The organism is Neisseria sp. HMSC03D10 (assembly GCF_001807625.1).
Taxonomy (GTDB): Bacteria; Pseudomonadota; Gammaproteobacteria; order Burkholderiales; family Neisseriaceae; genus Neisseria; species Neisseria mucosa.
In genome coordinates, this window is the sequence record NZ_KV789595.1 from 9,658 (window position 1) to 28,892 (window position 19,235).

General features: G+C 54.0%; 16 protein-coding genes. 7 read left to right on the forward strand and 9 right to left on the reverse strand.

Annotated features, from left to right (window positions below; genetic code table 11):
• Nucleotides 1-67 precede the first annotated feature (67 nt).
• From HMPREF3066_RS09865 to ruvB, 4 genes are all read left to right on the forward strand, one after another.
• A complete protein-coding gene (locus tag HMPREF3066_RS09865) occupies nt 68-1,027 on the forward strand; it encodes an SPFH domain-containing protein (RefSeq protein WP_019270912.1) in 960 nt (319 codons plus the stop codon).
• Nucleotides 1,028-1,220: 193 nt separating this feature from the next.
• Nucleotides 1,221-2,474: a multifunctional CCA addition/repair protein gene (locus tag HMPREF3066_RS09870; protein ID WP_070442650.1), complete on the forward strand. Its 1,254-nt coding sequence runs from the start codon at nt 1,221-1,223 to the stop codon at nt 2,472-2,474.
• 120 nt (nt 2,475-2,594) lie between these two features.
• Nucleotides 2,595-2,903 carry a hypothetical protein gene (locus HMPREF3066_RS09875; protein WP_003756802.1) on the forward strand — a complete coding sequence of 103 codons (309 nt, stop codon included), beginning with the start codon at nt 2,595-2,597 and terminating at the stop codon, nt 2,901-2,903.
• A 71-nt stretch (nt 2,904-2,974) separates the two neighbouring features.
• The gene (gene ruvB, locus HMPREF3066_RS09880) at nt 2,975-4,006 is read left to right on the forward strand and encodes a Holliday junction branch migration DNA helicase RuvB (protein WP_039404965.1); all 1,032 of its coding nucleotides are present in this window, start codon (nt 2,975-2,977) and stop codon (nt 4,004-4,006) included.
• 118 nt (nt 4,007-4,124) lie between these two features.
• Here the strand turns inward: ruvB and HMPREF3066_RS09885 are convergent, their stop codons facing one another.
• Together HMPREF3066_RS09885 and nadE are read right to left on the reverse strand one after the other, a co-directional pair.
• Nucleotides 4,125-6,149, reverse strand: a complete 2,025-nt coding sequence (locus HMPREF3066_RS09885) for a site-specific recombinase (protein WP_049226075.1) — start codon at nt 6,147-6,149, stop codon at nt 4,125-4,127.
• A 156-nt stretch (nt 6,150-6,305) separates the two neighbouring features.
• Complete coding sequence (gene nadE, locus HMPREF3066_RS09890; RefSeq protein ID WP_070442603.1) at nt 6,306-7,097, reverse strand: NAD(+) synthase; 792 nt, start codon at nt 7,095-7,097, stop codon at nt 6,306-6,308.
• 479 nt (nt 7,098-7,576) lie between these two features.
• Here nadE and HMPREF3066_RS09895 point away from each other — a divergent pair, with 479 nt between their 5' ends.
• Nucleotides 7,577-9,604, forward strand: coding sequence for a BCCT family transporter (locus HMPREF3066_RS09895; RefSeq protein WP_070442606.1), 2,028 nt, complete (start codon nt 7,577-7,579; stop codon nt 9,602-9,604).
• Nucleotides 9,605-9,685: 81 nt separating this feature from the next.
• Here the strand turns inward: HMPREF3066_RS09895 and HMPREF3066_RS09900 are convergent, their stop codons facing one another.
• Nucleotides 9,686-12,157: a heavy metal translocating P-type ATPase gene (locus tag HMPREF3066_RS09900; protein WP_045074708.1), complete on the reverse strand. Its 2,472-nt coding sequence runs from the start codon at nt 12,155-12,157 to the stop codon at nt 9,686-9,688.
• Nucleotides 12,158-12,576: 419 nt separating this feature from the next.
• Between HMPREF3066_RS09900 and HMPREF3066_RS13650 the strand changes: the two genes are divergently transcribed.
• Complete coding sequence (locus HMPREF3066_RS13650) at nt 12,577-12,702, forward strand: hypothetical protein (RefSeq protein WP_267894568.1); 126 nt, start codon at nt 12,577-12,579, stop codon at nt 12,700-12,702.
• 188 nt (nt 12,703-12,890) lie between these two features.
• Here HMPREF3066_RS13650 and hflX read toward each other — a convergent pair whose 3' ends face one another.
• The 4 genes from hflX to HMPREF3066_RS09920 all read right to left on the reverse strand — a co-directional run bounded on the left by hflX (nt 12,891) and on the right by HMPREF3066_RS09920 (nt 16,879).
• Entirely contained in the window at nt 12,891-14,081 is a 1,191-nt protein-coding gene (gene hflX / locus HMPREF3066_RS09905; RefSeq protein WP_070442608.1) for a GTPase HflX, read from the reverse strand.
• Nucleotides 14,082-14,107: 26 nt separating this feature from the next.
• Nucleotides 14,108-14,887, reverse strand: coding sequence for a ferredoxin--NADP reductase (locus HMPREF3066_RS09910; protein WP_070442611.1), 780 nt, complete (start codon nt 14,885-14,887; stop codon nt 14,108-14,110).
• Nucleotides 14,888-15,169: 282 nt separating this feature from the next.
• Nucleotides 15,170-15,628, reverse strand: coding sequence for an META domain-containing protein (locus HMPREF3066_RS09915; protein WP_003777679.1), 459 nt, complete (start codon nt 15,626-15,628; stop codon nt 15,170-15,172).
• A gap of 93 nt (nt 15,629-15,721) precedes the next feature.
• Nucleotides 15,722-16,879: a trans-sulfuration enzyme family protein gene (locus HMPREF3066_RS09920; RefSeq protein ID WP_070442615.1), complete on the reverse strand. Its 1,158-nt coding sequence runs from the start codon at nt 16,877-16,879 to the stop codon at nt 15,722-15,724.
• A 181-nt stretch (nt 16,880-17,060) separates the two neighbouring features.
• Between HMPREF3066_RS09920 and folE2 the strand changes: the two genes are divergently transcribed.
• A complete protein-coding gene (gene folE2, locus HMPREF3066_RS09925) occupies nt 17,061-17,834 on the forward strand; it encodes a GTP cyclohydrolase FolE2 (RefSeq protein ID WP_070442618.1) in 774 nt (257 codons plus the stop codon).
• A 258-nt stretch (nt 17,835-18,092) separates the two neighbouring features.
• Here the strand turns inward: folE2 and HMPREF3066_RS09930 are convergent, their stop codons facing one another.
• Together HMPREF3066_RS09930 and HMPREF3066_RS09935 are read right to left on the reverse strand one after the other, a co-directional pair.
• On the reverse strand, nt 18,093-18,644 hold the full coding sequence (locus HMPREF3066_RS09930; RefSeq protein ID WP_070442621.1) for a hypothetical protein: 552 nt from the start codon (nt 18,642-18,644) through the stop codon (nt 18,093-18,095).
• Nucleotides 18,645-18,794: 150 nt separating this feature from the next.
• The gene (locus HMPREF3066_RS09935; protein WP_070442624.1) at nt 18,795-19,163 is read right to left on the reverse strand and encodes a nucleolar protein; all 369 of its coding nucleotides are present in this window, start codon (nt 19,161-19,163) and stop codon (nt 18,795-18,797) included.
• Nucleotides 19,164-19,235: the final 72 nt, after the last annotated feature.

Consider the following 19,235-nt stretch of genomic DNA (forward strand, 5'->3'; position numbering starts at 1 on the left):
CTTGTCCTGATTTAAATTTAATCCACTATAATATTAATCTTTGCTCTCACCGCATAAGGAAAAAACAATGGAATTTTTATACAGCTTTCCCGTCATCCTGTTGCTTGTCGTTGTAATTTTCGGCTTCAAAGCCTTTATCGTCGTGCCGCAACAGGAAGTTTACGTCGTTGAACGCCTCGGCAGATTTCACAACGCGCTGACCGCCGGTCTGAACATCCTGATTCCTTTCGTTGACCGCGTCGCCTACCGCCACTCGCTCAAAGAAGTGCCTTTGGACGTTCCCAGCCAAGTCTGCATCACCCGCGACAATACCCAGCTTACCGTGGACGGCATCATCTACTTCCAAGTAACCGATCCGAAACTCGCTTCTTACGGCTCCAGCAACTATATCATGGCGATTACCCAACTTGCCCAAACCACGCTGCGTTCGGTTATCGGCCGCATGGAATTGGACAAAACGTTTGAAGAACGCGACGAAATCAACAGCATCGTCGTTTCCGCGCTTGATGAAGCGGCAGGCGCATGGGGTGTGAAAGTATTGCGTTACGAAATCAAAGACTTGGTTCCGCCACAAGAAATCCTGCGTTCTATGCAGGCGCAAATTACCGCCGAGCGTGAAAAACGCGCCCGCATCGCCGAATCCGAAGGCCGCAAAATCGAGCAAATCAACCTTGCCAGCGGTCAGCGTGAAGCGGAAATCCAACAGTCCGAAGGTGAAGCGCAAGCCGCCATCAACGCGTCAAACGGTGAAAAAATCGCCCGCATCAACCGCGCACAAGGTGAAGCCGAAGCCCTGCGCCTGGTTGCCGAAGCCAACGCCGACGCCATTCGCAAAATCGCCGAGGCAGTCCGCTCAGAGGGCGGCTCAGAAGCTGTCAACCTGAAAGTTGCCGAGCAATATGTCGCCGCCTTCAGCAATTTGGCAAAAGAAAGCAACACGCTGATTATGCCTGCCAACGTCGCCGACATCGGCAGCCTGGTTTCAGCCGGACTGAAGATTGTGGACGGCAACAAAGCGGCAAAATAAACCTTACGTTTTGCCACAAGGTCGTCTGAAAACGAGTGCAACGCGTTTCGCTACCATAAACAGCGGATTTCGCCAAACCGTTTTTCAGACGACCTTTATTCACATGATGGCAGACAGGATGCCCATCTGACCAAGCTTCAAGACATTCTGATTGTTACCCAAGACCAATTCAATGACTCAGAAAACACACACCATCAAAACCTACCTCGTCGGCGGCGCCGTCCGCGATTATCTTTTAGGTTTGCCCGTTAAAGACCGCGACTGGGTGGTCGTCGGCGCTGACGCACAAACCATGCTGGCGCGAGGCTTCCAGCCGGTCGGCAAAGATTTTCCCGTGTTCCTCCACCCCGACACCCACGAAGAATACGCCCTCGCCCGTACCGAACGCAAAACCGCCAAGGGCTATGCCGGTTTCAGTTTCCACGCCGACAAAGACGTTACGCTGGAGCAGGATTTGATGCGCCGCGACCTGACCATCAACGCGATGGCGCAGGATTCAGACGACCTCATCATCGACCCCTTCGGCGGACAACAGGATTTGGCAGCGGGCATTTTGCGCCACGTTTCCCCCGCCTTTGCCGAAGACCCCGTCCGCATCCTGCGCACCGCCCGCTTTGCTGCGCGCTACGGGTTTGAAATCGCCGAAGAAACCATGAAACTGATGCGGCAGATGGTGGAAAACGGCGAAGCGGACGCTTTGGTTGCCGAACGCGTCTGGCAGGAGTTGGCTAAAGGTTTGATGGAAAAAAATCCCCGCAGGATGATTGAAGTATTGCGCGAATGCGGCGCGCTCGAAGTCTTGCTGCCCGAAGTCGATGCCCTCTTCGGCGTGCCGCAACGCGCCGACTATCATCCCGAAATCGACAGCGGCATCCATACCCTGATGACGCTGCAACGCGCCGCCGATATGGGGCTGAGCCTGCCTGAACGCTACGCCGCCCTGCTGCACGACTTGGGCAAAGCCAAAACCCCGCCCGACATCCTGCCGCGCCACCACGGACACGACCTCGCCGGCGTCGAACCCGTACGCGAAGTCAATCAGCGGCTGCGCGCGCCGAAGCATTGCGCCGAGCTTGCCGAGCTGGTCTGCCGCTGGCACATTATTTTCCACCAAGTCGGACAGCTTAAAAGCCAAACCATTCTGAACGTTTTGAAAAAAACCGACGCTTTCAGACGACCCGAACGCTTCGCCGCCGCCTTAAACGTCTGTATTGCCGATACGCAAGGTCGTCTGAACCGCGAAAATACGCCCTACCCGCAACGCGCGCACTGGCTCGCCCTGCTCGGAGCCGCCAACCAAGTGGATTCAGGCAAAATCGCCGCCGAATGCCGCGCACAGGGAAAAGCCCACCTTATCGCCGAAGAAATCGACCGGGCGCGGTTGACAGAAATTGCTCCTTTGCAAAAAACATATCAGGCGGCGCAAGACAAAACAGAAAGACATTAAAACGCCCAATGCAGCGACTTTTAAAGTTTTGAGGACGATACCCAACCCAAGCTTTGAAACAGCCGCCGCCATATCCGCTATAATCTGCCTCTCAGCTATTTCGTTACACCCATAAAAATCATGACTATTCAGACCGATTTATTGCCCAAAATCAACAACGAAGATTACCAACGCCTCATCCTCAAACACAGCGTAGAATTCAGCGAAGGCGAAATCCGCCTGCTGAACGAAATCCTCGAAAAATTCACCTTCGACGTCGTTCAGGCGCAGGCATTGGCGCAGGCGGTGATGCAGCAGGTGCGCTTTGACCCCAACGCCTACCACATCGACAGCGACGACGAAGACACCACAGGCATCTGCCCCCACTGCATCAACCCGCCCATGCCGCCCCTGCGCGATTACCTTGTTTGGCGCGAAACACGCGGCTAAACCCCTTTCAAAAAGGTCGTCTGAAAACGGCAAACCGCTTTTCAGACGACCCCGAACCCATCGGAAAACCCATGCTGCAAACCGACAACCTGACCGCCGCCCAACCCCAGCGCATCATCACCGCCCAAAGCATCTCCTCGCAGGAAGAGTTGCTTGAGCGCGCCCTGCGCCCTAAAACGCTGGACGACTATATCGGGCAGGACAAAGCCAAAGAACAGCTCGCCATCTTTATCCAAGCCGCCAAAAAACGCGGCGAAGCCCTAGACCACACCCTGCTCTTCGGCCCGCCCGGACTGGGCAAAACCACGCTGGCGCACATCATCGCCAAAGAGCTGGGCGTCAACCTGCGCCAAACCAGCGGCCCCGTCCTCGAACGCGCCGGCGACCTTGCCGCCCTTCTGACCAACCTCGAGCCGCACGACGTATTGTTCATCGACGAAATCCACCGCCTCAGCCCCGTCGTCGAAGAAATCCTCTACCCCGCGCTCGAAGACTACCAACTCGACATCATGATAGGCGAAGGCCCTGCCGCCCGTTCCGTCAAAATCGACCTGCCGCCCTTCACCCTCGTCGGCGCGACCACCCGCGCAGGTATGCTGACCAACCCACTGCGCGACCGCTTCGGCATCGTTGCCCGCTTGGAGTTTTATCAAAATCAAGACCTTGCCACCATCGTCAGCCGTTCCGCACAATTACTGCAACTCGACATGGGCGAAGAAGGCGCAATGGAAGTCGCCAAGCGTAGCCGCGGCACACCCCGCATCGCCAACCGCCTGCTGCGCCGCGTCCGCGATTTTGCCGATGTGAAAAACAACGGCGTCATCGATGCCGCCATCGCCGATGCCGCTTTAAGCATGCTGGATGTGGACGCGCAAGGTTTGGACGTCATGGACAGAAAATTCCTCGAAGCCATCCTGCACAAATTCAGCGGCGGTCCCGTCGGTCTTGATAACGTTGCCGCCGCCATCGGCGAATCCACGGACACCATCGAGGACGTTATCGAACCCTACCTCATCCAACAAGGCTTCCTGCAACGTACCCCGCGCGGCAGAATGGCCACCGAACGCGCCTACCTGCACTTCGGCTTGAAAATGGAAAAATAAGCGTATTGAAATGAAGAAAGGTCGTCTGAAACCGGATTTTTGGTTTTCAGACGACCTTTTTGTATCCATTCGAATGGAAGACTTGAGTCAGGATAAAGGCAAGTGCTTTTCTCGTAAGCTAGTGTTTGTCCTCACCCTCTTTGGCAGTATCTTTCCCGCCGTCTTTATCTGTCTGAACCGGCGTAACCGGGAAAAACAAGATCAGCGGGTTTGCCTTAATCTGCTGCCAGAAGCTTTTGCACAAATTGCCGACGCTGCCGATTTTCGTGCCGCGCGAGCGCAGGGCGACGAAGAGGGCGAGGGTGAAGCTGACGATGAGGTTGACCAAGCCGATGGCGAGGACGCTGCAAATGCCGAGCATGAATGTACCAAAGCCGACGTTGCCGCTGACGGCGGCGTAGCCTAGGTTGGCGGATGAGAAGGCAACATGGCGGATGTCCAGCGGCAGACCGAGGAGGTGTCCGAAGTAGCCGGTCATGCCCAAGAGCATACCGAAGATGAAGTTGCCGACCAGCGAGCCGTAGTGTTTGTGAATGTAGGCGGCGAGGACGCGGCGGGGTTTGGGGCGCATGATTTTGCGCAACAAGGGATTGAAGGGCAGGCGTTGGCGCAGGTTGAGGTAGTCGGCACGGTTGTCGAAGAAGCCTGCGATGATGCCGGAACAGAACAGCCACAAGCCTGCGATGGCGGCATACCATAGCGTTGGATGACCGATAATGTCTATGGATTTGAACTGGTAGGCGGTGGTATGTGCATCGAGTATGGGCTGTTGGTGCAGATGGGCATAGCCGAACGATATGGCGCACGCCAAGAGGATGGCGATGGAAACGTTGCCGAAGACGGCGACGCTTTGGGAGCGGCATACGTCGATAAGGAGCTTGGCGAGCTTGTTGTCCACCGCTTTGCCGCCTTCGTTGAGATCGACTTGTTCGGCGAAGCTGGCGGCGGTCATGGCGGGCTGCTTGGTGGCGACGGTGCAGTGCAGCATATGGATGAGCATGAAGCCTATGCCGTAGTTGAGCCCTGACAGCAAGGAGGTAACGAAGGGGCTGAAGCCGAGTGTGCCGATGTGGATTTTGTGCAATGCCATCAGGGCGATGATGACGCCGCCACCCGCCGCGGAGTAGAACATTTTGAAATATTCTTTGCGGTTGCGGGTGATGTAATGCTCACCGTGGTGGCTTTTGTTTTCGGTAATGCTGCGGGCGAGCATGCGTATGCTGCTGCGGCGCAGGTGGCGGGTACTGTATTGCTCGACCGCAGCGTAGATGAGGGAGTTCATCAGGGTAATGGTCAGGCGGTTGCGGTTGCCGGCATCGGTTTGGATGTCGGTGAGCAATTTCAGACGACCTATGGTCTGCTGGAGCCGTTCAAGCAGGTGGGCGACTTTGACGGACGAGCCTGAGCCTGCGCCCGTTCCTTTGCGACGCAGATAGTCAATTTGCTTGCTGCACTGGTCGAACATGACTTCGAGGTGGGCGGTGTCGTAAGGGGTGGTGTCGTTACGGTAGTGTTCGACCAGTTTGGCGGTTTCGCGCTGGAGGGCGACGAAGGGCGAATCGGCTTCGAGCAGGCGCGGGGCGATGCGGATGAGGTCGGGTTCGATGGCTTCGGAGGCAATCCAAATGGCCAGCATTTCGATGGCGCGCAGACGAGCGTCAACCAACTGGCGGCAGGCGTTTTGCAGCAAGGCGGGATCGGCGCTGGTGCGGATCAGGTCGTACAGGCTCAACCATTGGCGGATGCTGAGGGTTTGCAGCCATTTGTCGTCGTTTTCGGAGTGGAAAAGGTAGAGGAACACTTCGCGCAGGTTGGCAAAGTCTTTGTAGGACGGGCTGAAGCGTTCGTATATGCGTATGCCCATCTCGCGGGTAAAGCTGTGGCGCGAGAAGATGCCGAGTTTGATCAGCGCGGGATAGATGTGGACTTGCGAGAGCCAGTGGTAGAAGCGTCCGCTGAAATTTTTTGCGAGTTCTTCGTCTTGTTTGAGCGTGGCGATAATCAGGTCGAAGCGTTCTGCCGCCTGTTTTTTGCCGCCGCGCCGCAGGAATTTGATTAAGGCGTTGAGGATAAGGACGAAATCGGTGTCGGTCAGGCTTTTGGAAAGTAAAGGATGTAGATTTTGGTGAGTAATTTTTTCCATTGCGGTATTTTTACACAAAACGGCGGGTTTGATAAGTTCGGGTAATTTATGCAACCTGCTGTAAGCACATTCGATATTTTGGAGCAATGTTTGACGATTTCAACCCTCTTTGTTTTGAAAAGGTCGTCTGAAAACCGTTTTCAGACGACCCCTTGTTTATTTCAGCAACTCTTCGGGAATTTTGCAGACGGGAATCGGATTGACTTTGTGTTGCATGGCTTTGTGCAGGCGGGTGTAGATTTCCAAGACTTCGCGCTGCCTGCCTTCAAAATCTTCAGGACGGTGCGTGCCGTAAACGCTCATCGCCCATTCGAGTTCGGGATAGCTTGCGCCCATCTGTTCTTCGTCCGTACGCTCGGTATCCCAAAGCCCGTCGGTCGGCACGGCTTTTTGGATGGACTCGGCAATGTCCAGTTCGGCGGCAATTTGATAAATCTGCGTTTTGGTCAAATCGGCAATCGGGCTGATGTCCACGCCGCCGTCACCGTATTTGGTGAAAAAGCCCACGCCGAAATCTTCGATTTTGTTGCCCGTACCGGTAACCAGCAAACCGTTTAGCTGACCGTAATAATAAAGCGTCAGCATCCGCAGGCGGCTGCGGGCGTTGGCAAGCGCAAGCTGTTTGGCGGGGAACTCGGTTTCATCGACCTCGACATCGGCGGCAAAGGTATCGAAAGTCGGCGTCAAATCCACGCGCATCCCGCTGACGTTGGGAAACGCCTGTTCCAACCGGCGGATGTGCTCCTGCGCGCGGCTGACTTGGTCGGCTTTTTGGCGGATGGGCATTTCAAGCAGCAGAACCTTCAGCCCCGTCCGTGCCGCGATGGCAGAAACGACTGCGGAATCGATACCGCCGGAAACGCCGACGACAAATCCCTTGGCGTGTGCGGCGGCGGCATAGTTTTTCAGCCAGTCGGCAATATGGCGGATAACGGCTTGCGTCTGCATAGTCAGGCTCCTGATTTGAAAGGGGGAATCATACCCGATTTTGAGAGGCTGCGGCATATGGACCGGACAGGTCGTCTGAAAATCGGTTTCGCAGCTTTCAGACGACTTTCCCCCTGTTTTCATCAGCAATAAAATCCTGCTGAAATTTCGCACAATCTTTCCCAATTTGAAACAATTTCCTGATTTTGTTATTATTCCTTCAAACAAAGAAATAATCATCATCCAATTTGTCTCACCCGCCCCCCATTACGACCGATTCATCTGTGCGTTTTTACTCTCTTTTTCCCTTGTTTTTCATCCGGCAGGACGGTTTAAACGCCATTCGTTTTTTGTCTGCGTTTTATAGTGGATTACCAAAAATCGGGAAAGTCTCGGACCCTGTCCGACAGACCATGTTTTATTCCTAGTTTTTGTTAATCAACCATATACAGCCTTGCGCCCGTATCCGCCTGCCTCACCATCCCAAAGGAGGTCAAGGTTTGTCTTTATTTCATTTCTTACGCAACCGCTCTTCGTTCAATCCCTTCGTCGTTTCCGTTACGCTGTCCTTCGTGCTGCTGGTCATCGGCATCGCGCTTTTGATTCCGCAGCAGGCAGAAACCGTCCTCAATGCCGCCAAAACGGGCATTTTCAAAAACTTCAGTTGGTTTTACATCTTGGCGTTTTCAGCCTTCTTCTTCTTCCTGCTCGCACTTTCGGTCAGCAGCTTCGGCAACATCAAGCTGGGCAGCAACGAAGAAGAGCCTGAATTTAGCTTTTGGTCTTGGCTCGCCATGCTGTTCGCGGCGGGTATGGGCGTCGGATTGATGTTTTTCGGTGTCGCCGAACCGCTCACCCATTATCTGTCCCCCATCACCGAAGGCGGCAGCGGCGCAAGGCAGCAGGACGCGTTGCTCCACACCCTCTTCCACTGGGGCGTACATGCCTGGTCGGTTTACGCCGCCATGGCGTTGGCGCTCGCCTATTTCGCTTTCCGCTACAAACTCCCGCTTTCTCTGCGTTCCTGCTTTTATCCGCTGTTGAAAGAGAAAATCGACGGTAAGGCAGGCGACATCATCGACATACTTGCGCTGGTCGCCACCCTGTTCGGCATCATTACCACGCTTGGTTTCGGCGCGGCGCAGTTGGGTGCGGGCTTGGCACAAATCGGCTGGATAAGCGAAAACACCTTTTCCGTACAAACCATCGTGATTTTCGCCGTCATGGGTTTGGCGGTCGCCTCCGCCGCCTCCGGCATAGGCAAAGGCGTCAAAATGTTGAGCGAGATGAACTTGACCCTTGCCTTCGTACTGATGGTTTTCGTCCTCGCCACCGGCCCGACCCTCCACCTGCTCTCCGCCTTCAACGACAACCTCGGCACTTACCTGAGCAACCTCGTACAACTCAGTTTCAAAACATACAGCTACGAACAAAACCATACCGAATGGTTCGGCGGCTGGACCATCTTATACTGGGCATGGTGGTGTTCTTGGGCGCCTTTCGTCGGACTCTTCATCGCCCGCATCTCGCGCGGACGCACCATACGCGAATTCATTTTCGGCGTTTTGGCGGTTCCCTCCCTATTCTGCGTCATCTGGTTCACCATTTTCGGCGACACCGCCATCTGGATTAACGACCACACCGCAGCAGGCGCATTGGGCGAATTGACCGGCACACCCGAAAAACTCCTCTTCCGCTTCCTCGAATACCTCCCCCTGCCGACCCTCACAGGGCTTGTCAGCCTCATGGTGATCGCCCTCTTCTTCATCACCTCCGCCGACTCCGGCATTTACGTCCTCAACAACATCGCCTCCCGCGACAAAAGCGTGGCCGCCCCGCGCTGGCAGGCAGTGATGTGGGGGCTGTTGATGTCTGCCGCTGCCATCGTCCTTTTGCGCTTCGGCGGACTGCCCACCCTGCAAACCATGACCCTCATCGTCGCCCTGCCTTTCGCCCTGCTCATGCTGATCATGTGTTTCAGCCTATGGCGCGGATTAAACGCCGACCACAAATACTTCACGACCGCCGTCACCCCCTCCAGCGTCTATTGGAGCGGCGACAACTGGCAGGACAGGCTCGAGCGTATGCTGAACCAAACGCAGGAACAAGACATCCTCAAATTCCTCAAAACCACCGCCCTGCCCGCCATGCGCGAACTGAGCGAAGAGTTGTCCGACAAATACAGCCTGAGCGTCGACATCCAAACCCACTTCGACCGCGAAGAGCCCGCTGTCGAATTCACCATCCACAAAGAGTCCCTGCGCGACTTCATGTACGGCATTAAAACCATCAAGCGCGAAGTGTCCGAACAGCTTATCAAAGACGGCCACCTCCCGCACATCCGCCACAACGTCACCTACGAGCCCTACACCTACTTCTTCGACGGCCGCAGCGGCTACGACGTGCAATACATGAACCGCCGCGAACTCATCGCCGACATCCTCAAGCAGTACGAGCGTTACCTCAACCTCCTGACCGATGTCGGACAAGAACTCATGTCGCACCAGCAAACCGAATTGGCGGAATAAGTTTTGTTTGAATAAGTTGCAACCAAGGTCGTCTGAAAACCCCAAATCCGGTTTTTCAGACGACCTTCCTCTCCAAACCACCTATTTCCTCTTCTTCAACAGCCTCAACGCATTGCCCACTACAAACAGCGAGCTGAGGCTCATGCCCAATGCGGCGATCCAGGGTTTGACGTAGCCTAGTACGGCAAGTGGGACGGCGATGATGTTGTATGCGCTTGCCCAGGCGAGGTTTTGGCGGATGATTTCGCGTGTGCGGCGGGCTTGGGCAATGGTGGCGGGCAGGATGTTCAAATCGTCGTTGAGCAAGACCAGATCGGCGCCGTCGCGTGCGACATCGGCGCCTGCTGCAACGGCGGCGGATACGTCGGCTTGGGCGAGGACAGGGGCATCGTTGATGCCGTCGCCGACCATCAAAACTTTTCTGCCCTGTTTCTGCAAGTCTTCAACATAGGCGAGTTTGTCTTCGGGCGTGGCTTCGGCGCGGTAGGTGTCCAAACCGAGCTCCTGCGCGACTTGTGCGACGGCATTGGTGCGGTCGCCGCTGAGCAGGTGGGTGCGGATGCCTTGTTGTTTGAGGATGTCGAGCATGGCGGCGGCGCTGTCTTTGATTTGGTCTTCGAGTAGGAAGATTGCTTGGAAGCCGCTTTGGTTGCCGAGGAACACCATGCTGCCTGCGTATTCGATGTTGGCGGCTTGGCCAGGCAACACGCCGGCTATTCCGGCGACGAAATCGGCGCGTCCCAATGCCCAAACTTGGGTTTCGTCTTTATAAGTCATTTGCGCGCTGACTCCTTGTCCGATGCGGTTGACGCGTTGGGAAACTGTGTATTCGGGCGCATGGGCGGGGTCGTCTGAAAGCGTGTGGTTCAAGATGGCGCGGGCGATGGGGTGTTCGGATTGATGTTCCAAGGCTTGTGCGGCGGCAAGCGCTTCTGCTGTTTTCAGACGACCTAAGGGGATGATTCGGCTGACGGACAGTTGTCCTTTGGTCAGCGTGCCGGTTTTGTCGAACACGACATCGTCGATTTGCGCGAGCGTTTCGAGGCTTTGTTTGCCGCTGATTAACACGCCGTCGTCGGCAAGCGCGCCTGTGGAGGCGGCAAGCGCGGTCGGCGTGGCAAGCGAAAGTGCGCACGGGCAGGTAATAACCAGCAGCGCTACGGTAATCCACAAGGCGGTTTGCGCGTCGGCATACCATGCCCAGCCGATGAAAACGGGGATGGCAAGCAGCAGCTCGCCAAACACGAAGCTGGAAGCGTATTTCTCGGCAAGCTCGGCGGCGCGCGGTTTTTGGGCGAGCGCGCGGTCGAGCAGTTTGACGATGTGCGACAGGCGCGTGTTGTTGCCGGTGCGGTCGGTTCGGATAACAAGCGGGCTGCCCGTATTGAGCGTGCCTGCGGTAACGTTTTCAGACGACCTTTTGACGACGGGCAGGCTCTCGCCCGTCAGCATGGCTTCGTCCACTTCGCTCTCGCCGGACAACACCGTGCCGTCCACAGGAATGACTTCGCCGGGTTTGACGACGATCACGTCGCCCGCCTGAAGCTGTACAACCGCCGCTTCTTCGATTTCCTCGCTGTCGGGATAAGACGGAAGGCGGTGGCAGAACGCGGGGACGAGTTTCACCAGCCGTTCTGCCGCATCCCCCGCCCTGCGCCTTGCGATTTGTTCCATAAACCGCCCGCCCAGCAGGAAAAACAGCAACATGGCGATGGACTCGAAATACATCCCCTGCCCCGCATTGACGGCAAGGCTGTAAATGCCCGCGACAAAAGTCATCACGACGGCAATCGCAATCGGCGTATCCATGCCGACGCGGCGGTTTTTCCAATCGCGCCATGCGCCGCGGTAAAACGGCAACGCGCTGTAAAACACAACGGGCAGCACCATCAAAAAACCGCCCCAGTGCAGAATTTCTAAAAACAGCGGCTCAATGTCGCCGCCGTAAAGATAAGTCGGCACAGCAAACATCATCGTCTGCATCATGCCCAAACCCGCCACCGCCAGCCTGACGATAAACTGTTTGCGCTCTTTCTGCGCCTGCGCCTCGACTTTTTGCGCATCGTAAGGCGCGGCGGTATAACCTGTTTTGCGGATTTTCAAAAGAATGTCCGACAGCGCGATTTTGCCCTCGTCCCACACCACGCGGCAGCGGTGCGTACTGTAATTCAAATCCACGCGCACCACGCCCGCCGTCCGTAAAAGCTGCTGCTCAATCAGCCATACGCACGCCGCGCAGGTAATGCCGCCCAGCATCAACACCGCCTCGCGTTCATCCCCTTCCCCGACCTCGACAAAATCCGCCTGCACTTCGGGCAAATCGTACAATTTCAGTTGCGACAACACTTCCGGCGGCGGCAGTTCGGATTTTTCCGCGTCGGCGGTACGCTGTTTGTAATAATTGCCCAAACCTGCATCAATAATGCTCTGCGCCACCGCCTGACAACCCGCGCAGCAGGTTTCATGGTCTTCATTTTCGTAGCGGACGGTCAAATGGAGGTGTTCGGGGACTTCCAGACCGCAATGGAAACAGGTTCTTTCCGTTTGATTCATAATATGTGCCTAATGGTGTGCCGGCAGATGGTTTGCCGTTTCAAACTTGGATTTAAAATGTTTAGAAATGTAAACTTTATTAAAGTGTCGCTTTTTAGCAGATTTTTAAAAATATTTTACAAAACGTTTATTTTAAAACAATTTGCATATTTTTATTACTTTTATTTATATTTTTCAATAATATAACCGCTCATCAACAGACGAACGGTTACGTTCTGATACCGCATATCGTGCGAATTTACCGATTATTTTAATGTAAAAATGGAACTTTTTTGAAAAAACGCACTACATTTTTGTTGACCGACTCAATTTGAAGCTGCATACTATGCGCATATTCCGTACAAACAGTGCGGTAAAAAATACAAAACATTACGCTTTTACACAAAAATTTCCATTAACTACTTACTCGGGAAAACATCATGATTGACCGCCTGCTACCTATTTTTGCCGTTATCGGCATCCTGTCCAGCTTCGCCTACCTAAGCTTGGCGGCATGGATGATTTACGAAAACGTTATGAAAAAACGCCGCCTCCTTCCTTTCTAAGCGGTAAACCCTTTAAACGGCCGTTTGGAAATAAAGATAAACCCTCCCTGATTTATCTTTGTTTTCCAAACGGCCTTTATTTTTCAGACGACCTTTTGAAACACGCGGCGGCAAACAATGGATTGAAATCGAAATCCACCCCGCCTCCCTTCCCATTGAGAAACAACGGCAGTCAAAACATCTTGTTTTTATTCTGCTTCGCAGTTTTCAGACGACCTCTTGCCGCCGTTTTCCAACGCCCGTTCAATCATCGCCTCGCGCAAAGCATCCAAGCCCAGACTTTTCGTAACCGAAATATTCACGCCGACGGCGCGTCCCGAATTGTCCCGTAACACGCCCGCATCGCGCGCGCCTTCCGGCAGCAGGTCGATTTTGTTGTACACGACAAGCTGCGGCACTTCATGCGCGCCGATTTCCTCCAAAACCACATTCACATCGTCCATCTGCCGCTCGAAATCGGGATTGGACGCATCAACGACGTGCAGCAGCACATCCGCCAAAGCCGTTTCCTCCAACGTCGCCGAAAACGCTGACACCAGCTTGTGCGGCAAATCGCGGACGAAACCGACCGTATCCGTCAGAATCACGCCCGCCTCGTGCGACAGGAACAAACGCCGCGCCGTCGTATCCAGCGTGGCAAAAAGCTGGTCTTTCGCCAACACGTCCGCCTTGGTCAGACGGTTGAACAGGCTGGATTTGCCCGCGTTGGTATAACCGACGATGGCAAAGGTTTTCAGACGACCTTCCATCCGCGATTTTCGGCGCGTGGCACGTTGTTTTTTCACTTGCGCCAACTGTTTTTTCAACGCCGTGATTTTCTGCCCGATTAAGCGGCGGTCGGTTTCCAACTGCGTCTCGCCCGGCCCTTTCAAGCCGATACCGCCCTTCTGACTCTGCAAATGCCCGTAGCCGCGCACCAGCCGCCCGCTCAAATGGTTCAACTGCGCCAGCTCCACCTGCAATTTACCCTCCTGCGATTGGGCGCGTTTGGCAAAAATCGCCAAAATCAGACCCACACGGTCGAGGACGCGGCATTGCAGGATTTTTTCCAAATTGCGCTCCTGCGTCGGCGTCAATTCATGGTTGAACACCGCCAAGCCGATGTCGTGCAGCTTCACCGCCGCCGCCAGCTCTTCCGCCTTACCCGTGCCGACGAAATAAGCCGTATGCGCCTTGTCGCGCTTGGCGGTTTCCCGCAACACCAGCTCGCCGCCTGCCGCCGCGACCAATTCCGCCGCCTCGTCCAAGGTCGTCTGAAAAGTCCGCTCGCGCACTTCGTTCGCGCCCGAATAATCCGCACTCAACATCACCCCGACCAGCATCACGCGTTCGGGTTGCTCCAAAGATTTGTCGACGGGGAAAATGTTGCGTTTGGACAAGGAAAATCCTTTCTTTTTCAAAGGGCTTAAAACCCGTTTTCCATCATGATTTCGCCGGGGATGCGGTTGCGGTGCATGGCGAAGCCCAAGTCCATCAGGGCTTGGAACGTGTCTTTGACCATGGCGGGATTGCCGCAGACCATAAAGCGCGTGTCCGCTTTGGTGAACTTGAATCCCGCGTATGTTTCGAGGCTGCCGTCTTTCAGCAGCTCGGGAATGCGCTTGCCGCTCAACGCGCCTTCGGTTTCCTCGCGCGTGGTAATGGGGACGAAGCGGAATTTGTGGAAATACTCGCCAATCAGCGGATGGTCTTTCAATGCTTCAACACGTCGTCTGAAAATCAGTTCATCGGCGAAAGAAACTGAGTGCGCCAAAATCAAGCGGTCGAAACGCTGCCAGATTTCGGGCTGCTCGATGATGGAAAGAAAAGGCGCGATGCCCGAACCGGTGGAGAGCATGACCAAATCCTTGCCGTCGGGGAATCGCTCGGGCAAGAGGAAACCGGTAGCGGTTTTATCGAGCAGTATGGTGTCGCCCTCTTTCATGGCGGCAAACCGCGCGGACATGGGGCCGCCTTCGATCAAAACGGCAAAATATTCGAGCGTGTCGGCGTATTCGGCGGACACGACGGAATACGCGCGCCAGATAAAGCCTTCGCCGTCGCGAAAACCGAGCCGCGAAAACTGCCCCGCCGAGAAGCGGTAGGATTCGGGGCGGCTGATGGCAAAAGTCATCAGCTTGGGCGTATGGTGTTTAATCCACAAGACTTTTTCTTCGGTGAACTTGGCTTCGGGCGAGGCTGCCATAATGGGATTCCTTGTGTGTGCGGGATGGAAAATGGAAGGTATAGTAGATTAACTTTAAACCAGTACGGCGTTACCTCGCCTTAGCTCAAAGAGAACGATTCTCTAAGGTGCTGAAGCACCAAGTGAATCGGTTCCGTACTATCTGTACTGTCTGCGGCTTCGCCGCCTTGTCCTGATTTAAAGTTAATCCACTATTTATACCCGTTCGCTTGACGAAAGGTCGTCTGAAAACCTGATTGTCCGGTTTTCAGACGACCTTGAAGCGGAACTGAAACTCAAATTTTACGGCTGACGGCGCAGGCGCATGGTCTTGCCGTTTTGCTCCAAAATCAAATCATTGCCGTCGAAACGATAGTTCCACACGCTTTTCATGTTCAAGAAAGCCTCTTCCAGCTTCATGTCTTCACACAGCATCATCGTCGTGGCAATCGGACCAAAATCAATTTTGCCCGCTCCGGCTTCCTGCGCTTGAAGCGTCAAATGATTGCAACCCATCTTGCCATGCGCCTTGGGCATTTTGCTCAAATCCAAAAAAGCCGTTCTGCCCGCCAAATCTTTTTCGGTGAATTTGTCGAAAGAAACCACAAACCATTTCGCTGCCAAAGCCGGCGTTGACGCTTGACGCGGTTCGGATGGTTTTTCAGACGACGTGACAGGTTGGGACGGCTGCGGTTTTTCAGCAGGCGAAGTACAGGCGGTCAGAATGATTGCAGTCATAAGGGTGGGGATCAGGGTTTTCATGATTTTGCCTTTCTAACGTGAGGTCAGCTAAAAGGTCGTCTGAAACCGCTTCAGCAAAACCCGCTACGCACTTTTCAGACGACCTCTTGATCTTTACAACGTCGAATCCAAAGCCTTGGAAATATCGTTCCAAATATCGTCCGCGTCTTCAATACCGATGGAGAAGCGCAGCAGGCCGACTTTGATGCCCATCTCCATTTTCACATCATGCGGTACGCCGCTGTGGGACTGGGAATAGCAATGGTTGACCAAACTTTCGACACCACCTAGGCTGGACGCCATTTTGACCAGTTTCATGTTTTTAATCACGCTGTTTGCCGCTTCGCGCGTGTCGTTTTTCAAATAAACCGTTACCACGCCGCCTATGCCTTTGGGCATTTGGGTTTTCGCCAGTTCGTAGTGTTCGTGCGACGGCAGGCCGGGGTAGAACACTTTTTCTACGGCGGGATGGGCTTCGAGGCGGCGGGCGATGTCGAGCGCGTTTTTGCAGTGCGCTTCCATGCGCAAGGCGAGCGTTTTAATGCCACGCAACACCAGCCAGCAGTCCATCGGGCCGGCAATCGCGCCGGTATGCACCATCATGTCGTGCAGCGGTTTCGCCAGTTCTTTGGTTTTAACCGCAACGATGCCCATCAATACGTCGGAGTGGCCGCAAAGGTATTTAGTGGCGGAGTGGAACACGATGTCGCAGCCCATCTCCAACGGCTGTTGCAGATACGGCGTAGCGAAGGTGTTGTCGATGCCGACCAGTGCGCCGGCTGCGTGGGCTTTGGCGGCAAGCGCTTTGATGTCCACCAGCCGCAAAAGCGGATTGGACGGGGTTTCCAGCCAAACCAGTTTCACATTGTGCGCGGCAAGCAGTTCGTCCAAGCTGTCGGGGGTGCCCAAATCGGCAAAGACGACGTTCACGCCCCACTCTTTATATACGTCAACCAGCAAGTCATACGCGCCGCCGTAAATATCGGCTACGGCGACGATGGTATCGCCCGGACGCAGGAAGGTACGCCACACGGCATCAATGCCCGCCATACCGCTGGAAAAGGCAAAACCCGCCGCCCCGCGTTCCAAATCAGCAACCGTGTCTTCCAAAACCTGACGGGTCGGATTGCTCAGGCGCGAATAGCGGTAGGGAACCTGCTCGCCGATTTCGTGCAGCGCGAACATACTGTTCTGATAAATCGGCGGCATCAGCGCGCGGTTGTGTTCGTCGCAATCGTAGCTGGAATGGATGGCTTTGGTGGCGAATTTCATCTCGGTTCAACCTTATAAAGATATGAATAATTCAGGATTTTATCACTATCCGAAAAATAGAAACAATCAATGCGGACACGGTTTGCAAGTGATATAATCTCGCATTTGCAAAACGGACGGCATGAATCCGTTTCCAAACGACACACACCCCAACAATCCGACAATTAAGGACAAACAACGCATGAACGCCATTGCAGACGTGCAATCCAGCCGAGATTTACGCAATCTGCCGATTAACCAGGTCGGTATCAAAGACCTGCGCTTTCCGATTACTTTGAATACCGCCGAAGGCAGCCAATCCACCGTCGCCCGCCTGACCATGACGGTTTTCCTGCCCGCCGACCAAAAAGGCACGCATATGTCGCGCTTCGTGGCGTTGATGGAACAACAAACCGAGGCTTTGGATTTCGACAGGCTGCACAAACTGACCGCCGAAATGGTTGCCCTTTTAAACTCTCATTCCGGCAAAATCAGCGTTTCCTTCCCCTTCTTCCGCAAAAAATCCGCACCTGTTTCCGGCATCCAATCCCTGCTCGACTATGACGTTACCCTGACGGGCGAAATCAAAAACGGCGCATACAGCCATAATTTGAAAGTCATGGTACCCGTAACCTCGTTGTGCCCGTGTTCCAAAGAAATTTCCCAATACGGCGCGCACAACCAACGTTCGCACGTTACCATCAGCCTGACCGCCAACGCCGAAGTCGGTATCGAGGAAATCATCGACTGCGTGGAAGCGCAGGCAAGCTGCCAGCTTTACGGCCTGCTCAAACGCCCCGACGAAAAATACGTTACCGAAAAAGCCTATGAAAACCCGAAATTCGTGGAAGACATGGTGCGCGACGTAGCCACTGCGCTGATTGCGGACGGGCGCATCGAAAGCTTCATCGTCGAAAGCGAAAACTTCGAGTCGATACACAACCACTCGGCTTACGCCTATATTGCTTATCCTTAAACAAGCAAAAAATCGAAAAGGTCGTCTGAAAACCGAAAAATCCGTTTTCAGACGACCTTTTGTGTTCGTGGATTTATTTCATAGAACTTCATTTAGGACAAGTGTAATGTCCTTCTTATATTTATAGTGGATTAAATTTAAATCAGGACAAGGCTGAAGCCTCAGACATTACAAATAGTACGGCAAGGCGAGGCAACGCCGTACTGGTTTAAATTTAATCCACTATAGTTTAAAGCTTCTACCCGGTTATCTAAATTATCACATTCGCCCCAATTCCCTTTGCAGGGCTTGGATGTTTTGTTGGCGGTCGAGTACCGCGCTTTGCAGGCTGTTGATTTCCTGTTGGTTGACATGACCGCCTTTGGCTACACGGGCTTGCGCCAGAGATTTTTGCGCTTCGCCCAGCGCTTTACGCTCGTTGCTCAACTCTGTTTCCAAAATCGAACGGCGGCTAGCGCTGCCGGAAGATTTGGGTGCAGGCGTTGCTGCGACTTCAGGGGCCGGACGGATGGGCGCAGGTGCAGGATTTACCTTAGCGGTATTTTTAGGGGCAGGTTTTGCGTTGCCGGCTCGTTTTGACGGAGCTTCGGCAGCAGGCTCGGGCATTTCTAAAGCGGGAGCATCGTAGCGCGTGCTGCTGTATTTGCCGATGGTCGGTAAATCTGCCGAATGGCAGTTTCCGGATGGGCGCGAAGTATAGACAACTTCGCCGTTGACTGTGCAGGTATAGATTTTAGAGGAAGCTTGTGCGCCTGATGCGGTGGCAAACATTAGCAATGAAGCTGCCAATGCGTGAAGTGATTGTTTCATGGTAAGGTCGTAATGTGAAATAAGTAATTGTTCGATAGATATTGCATTTAACTGTAATAGTATAACAATGCCAGCATATTCTCTCAAATAGGACGGCTGACTTTTTTAATTTCAAACCAAACCGTCTTATTCGTTTTAGCGAAAATTGCCTCACTCGTTTTCAGACGACGTTTTTGCGGCTTTATCCGATTTTTTGGCGCGTGATTTGGCGTTTTTGCTCTTTGTCTCTTGCTCTTGCGCCTTTTCCCGCGATTTTTCTTTTGAACGCGCCCTCTTGAGCTTGGCTGCCTTTTCTTCGGTATCACTGCTTAATTTGTTGATTTTCAGACGGTATGCATCGCCTTGATGGCTGCTGATTTTGGGCAGGTCTGTGCCTGTGCAGTTTCCCGAAGGTTCGGATGTATAGGTTTTGCTGTTGCCGGAATGGCAGCTGAAGACGGCTGCTGCGGTGTGGAGGGATAAGCCCAAAATGAGGGAGGATGCGACGATAAGTGCTCCTTGCTTGATTCGTGAACGCATGAGTTTTCCGTAGTTTGAGTTTTCAGACGACCTATTTTTGTTTTTATAGTGGATTAACTTTAAACCAGTACG

What these genes read in the sequence shown, in the direction of transcription:
- HMPREF3066_RS13650 (WP_267894568.1), top strand. Translation starts at nt 12,577, where the DNA reads ATGATTGACCGCCTGCTACCTATTTTTGCCGTTATCGGCATCCTGTCC.
- HMPREF3066_RS09910 (WP_070442611.1), bottom strand. Translation starts at nt 14,887, where the DNA reads ATGGCAGCCTCGCCCGAAGCCAAGTTCACCGAAGAAAAAGTCTTGTGG.
- HMPREF3066_RS09935 (WP_070442624.1), bottom strand. Translation starts at nt 19,163, where the DNA reads ATGCGTTCACGAATCAAGCAAGGAGCACTTATCGTCGCATCCTCCCTC.
- HMPREF3066_RS09930 (WP_070442621.1), bottom strand. Translation starts at nt 18,644, where the DNA reads ATGAAACAATCACTTCACGCATTGGCAGCTTCATTGCTAATGTTTGCC.
- ruvB (WP_039404965.1), top strand. Translation starts at nt 2,975, where the DNA reads ATGCTGCAAACCGACAACCTGACCGCCGCCCAACCCCAGCGCATCATC.
- HMPREF3066_RS09920 (WP_070442615.1), bottom strand. Translation starts at nt 16,879, where the DNA reads ATGAAATTCGCCACCAAAGCCATCCATTCCAGCTACGATTGCGACGAA.
- HMPREF3066_RS09915 (WP_003777679.1), bottom strand. Translation starts at nt 15,628, where the DNA reads ATGAAAACCCTGATCCCCACCCTTATGACTGCAATCATTCTGACCGCC.
- HMPREF3066_RS09875 (WP_003756802.1), top strand. Translation starts at nt 2,595, where the DNA reads ATGACTATTCAGACCGATTTATTGCCCAAAATCAACAACGAAGATTAC.
- nadE (WP_070442603.1), bottom strand. Translation starts at nt 7,097, where the DNA reads ATGCAGACGCAAGCCGTTATCCGCCATATTGCCGACTGGCTGAAAAAC.
- HMPREF3066_RS09865 (WP_019270912.1), top strand. Translation starts at nt 68, where the DNA reads ATGGAATTTTTATACAGCTTTCCCGTCATCCTGTTGCTTGTCGTTGTA.
- HMPREF3066_RS09885 (WP_049226075.1), bottom strand. Translation starts at nt 6,149, where the DNA reads ATGGAAAAAATTACTCACCAAAATCTACATCCTTTACTTTCCAAAAGC.
- folE2 (WP_070442618.1), top strand. Translation starts at nt 17,061, where the DNA reads ATGAACGCCATTGCAGACGTGCAATCCAGCCGAGATTTACGCAATCTG.
- HMPREF3066_RS09900 (WP_045074708.1), bottom strand. Translation starts at nt 12,157, where the DNA reads ATGAATCAAACGGAAAGAACCTGTTTCCATTGCGGTCTGGAAGTCCCC.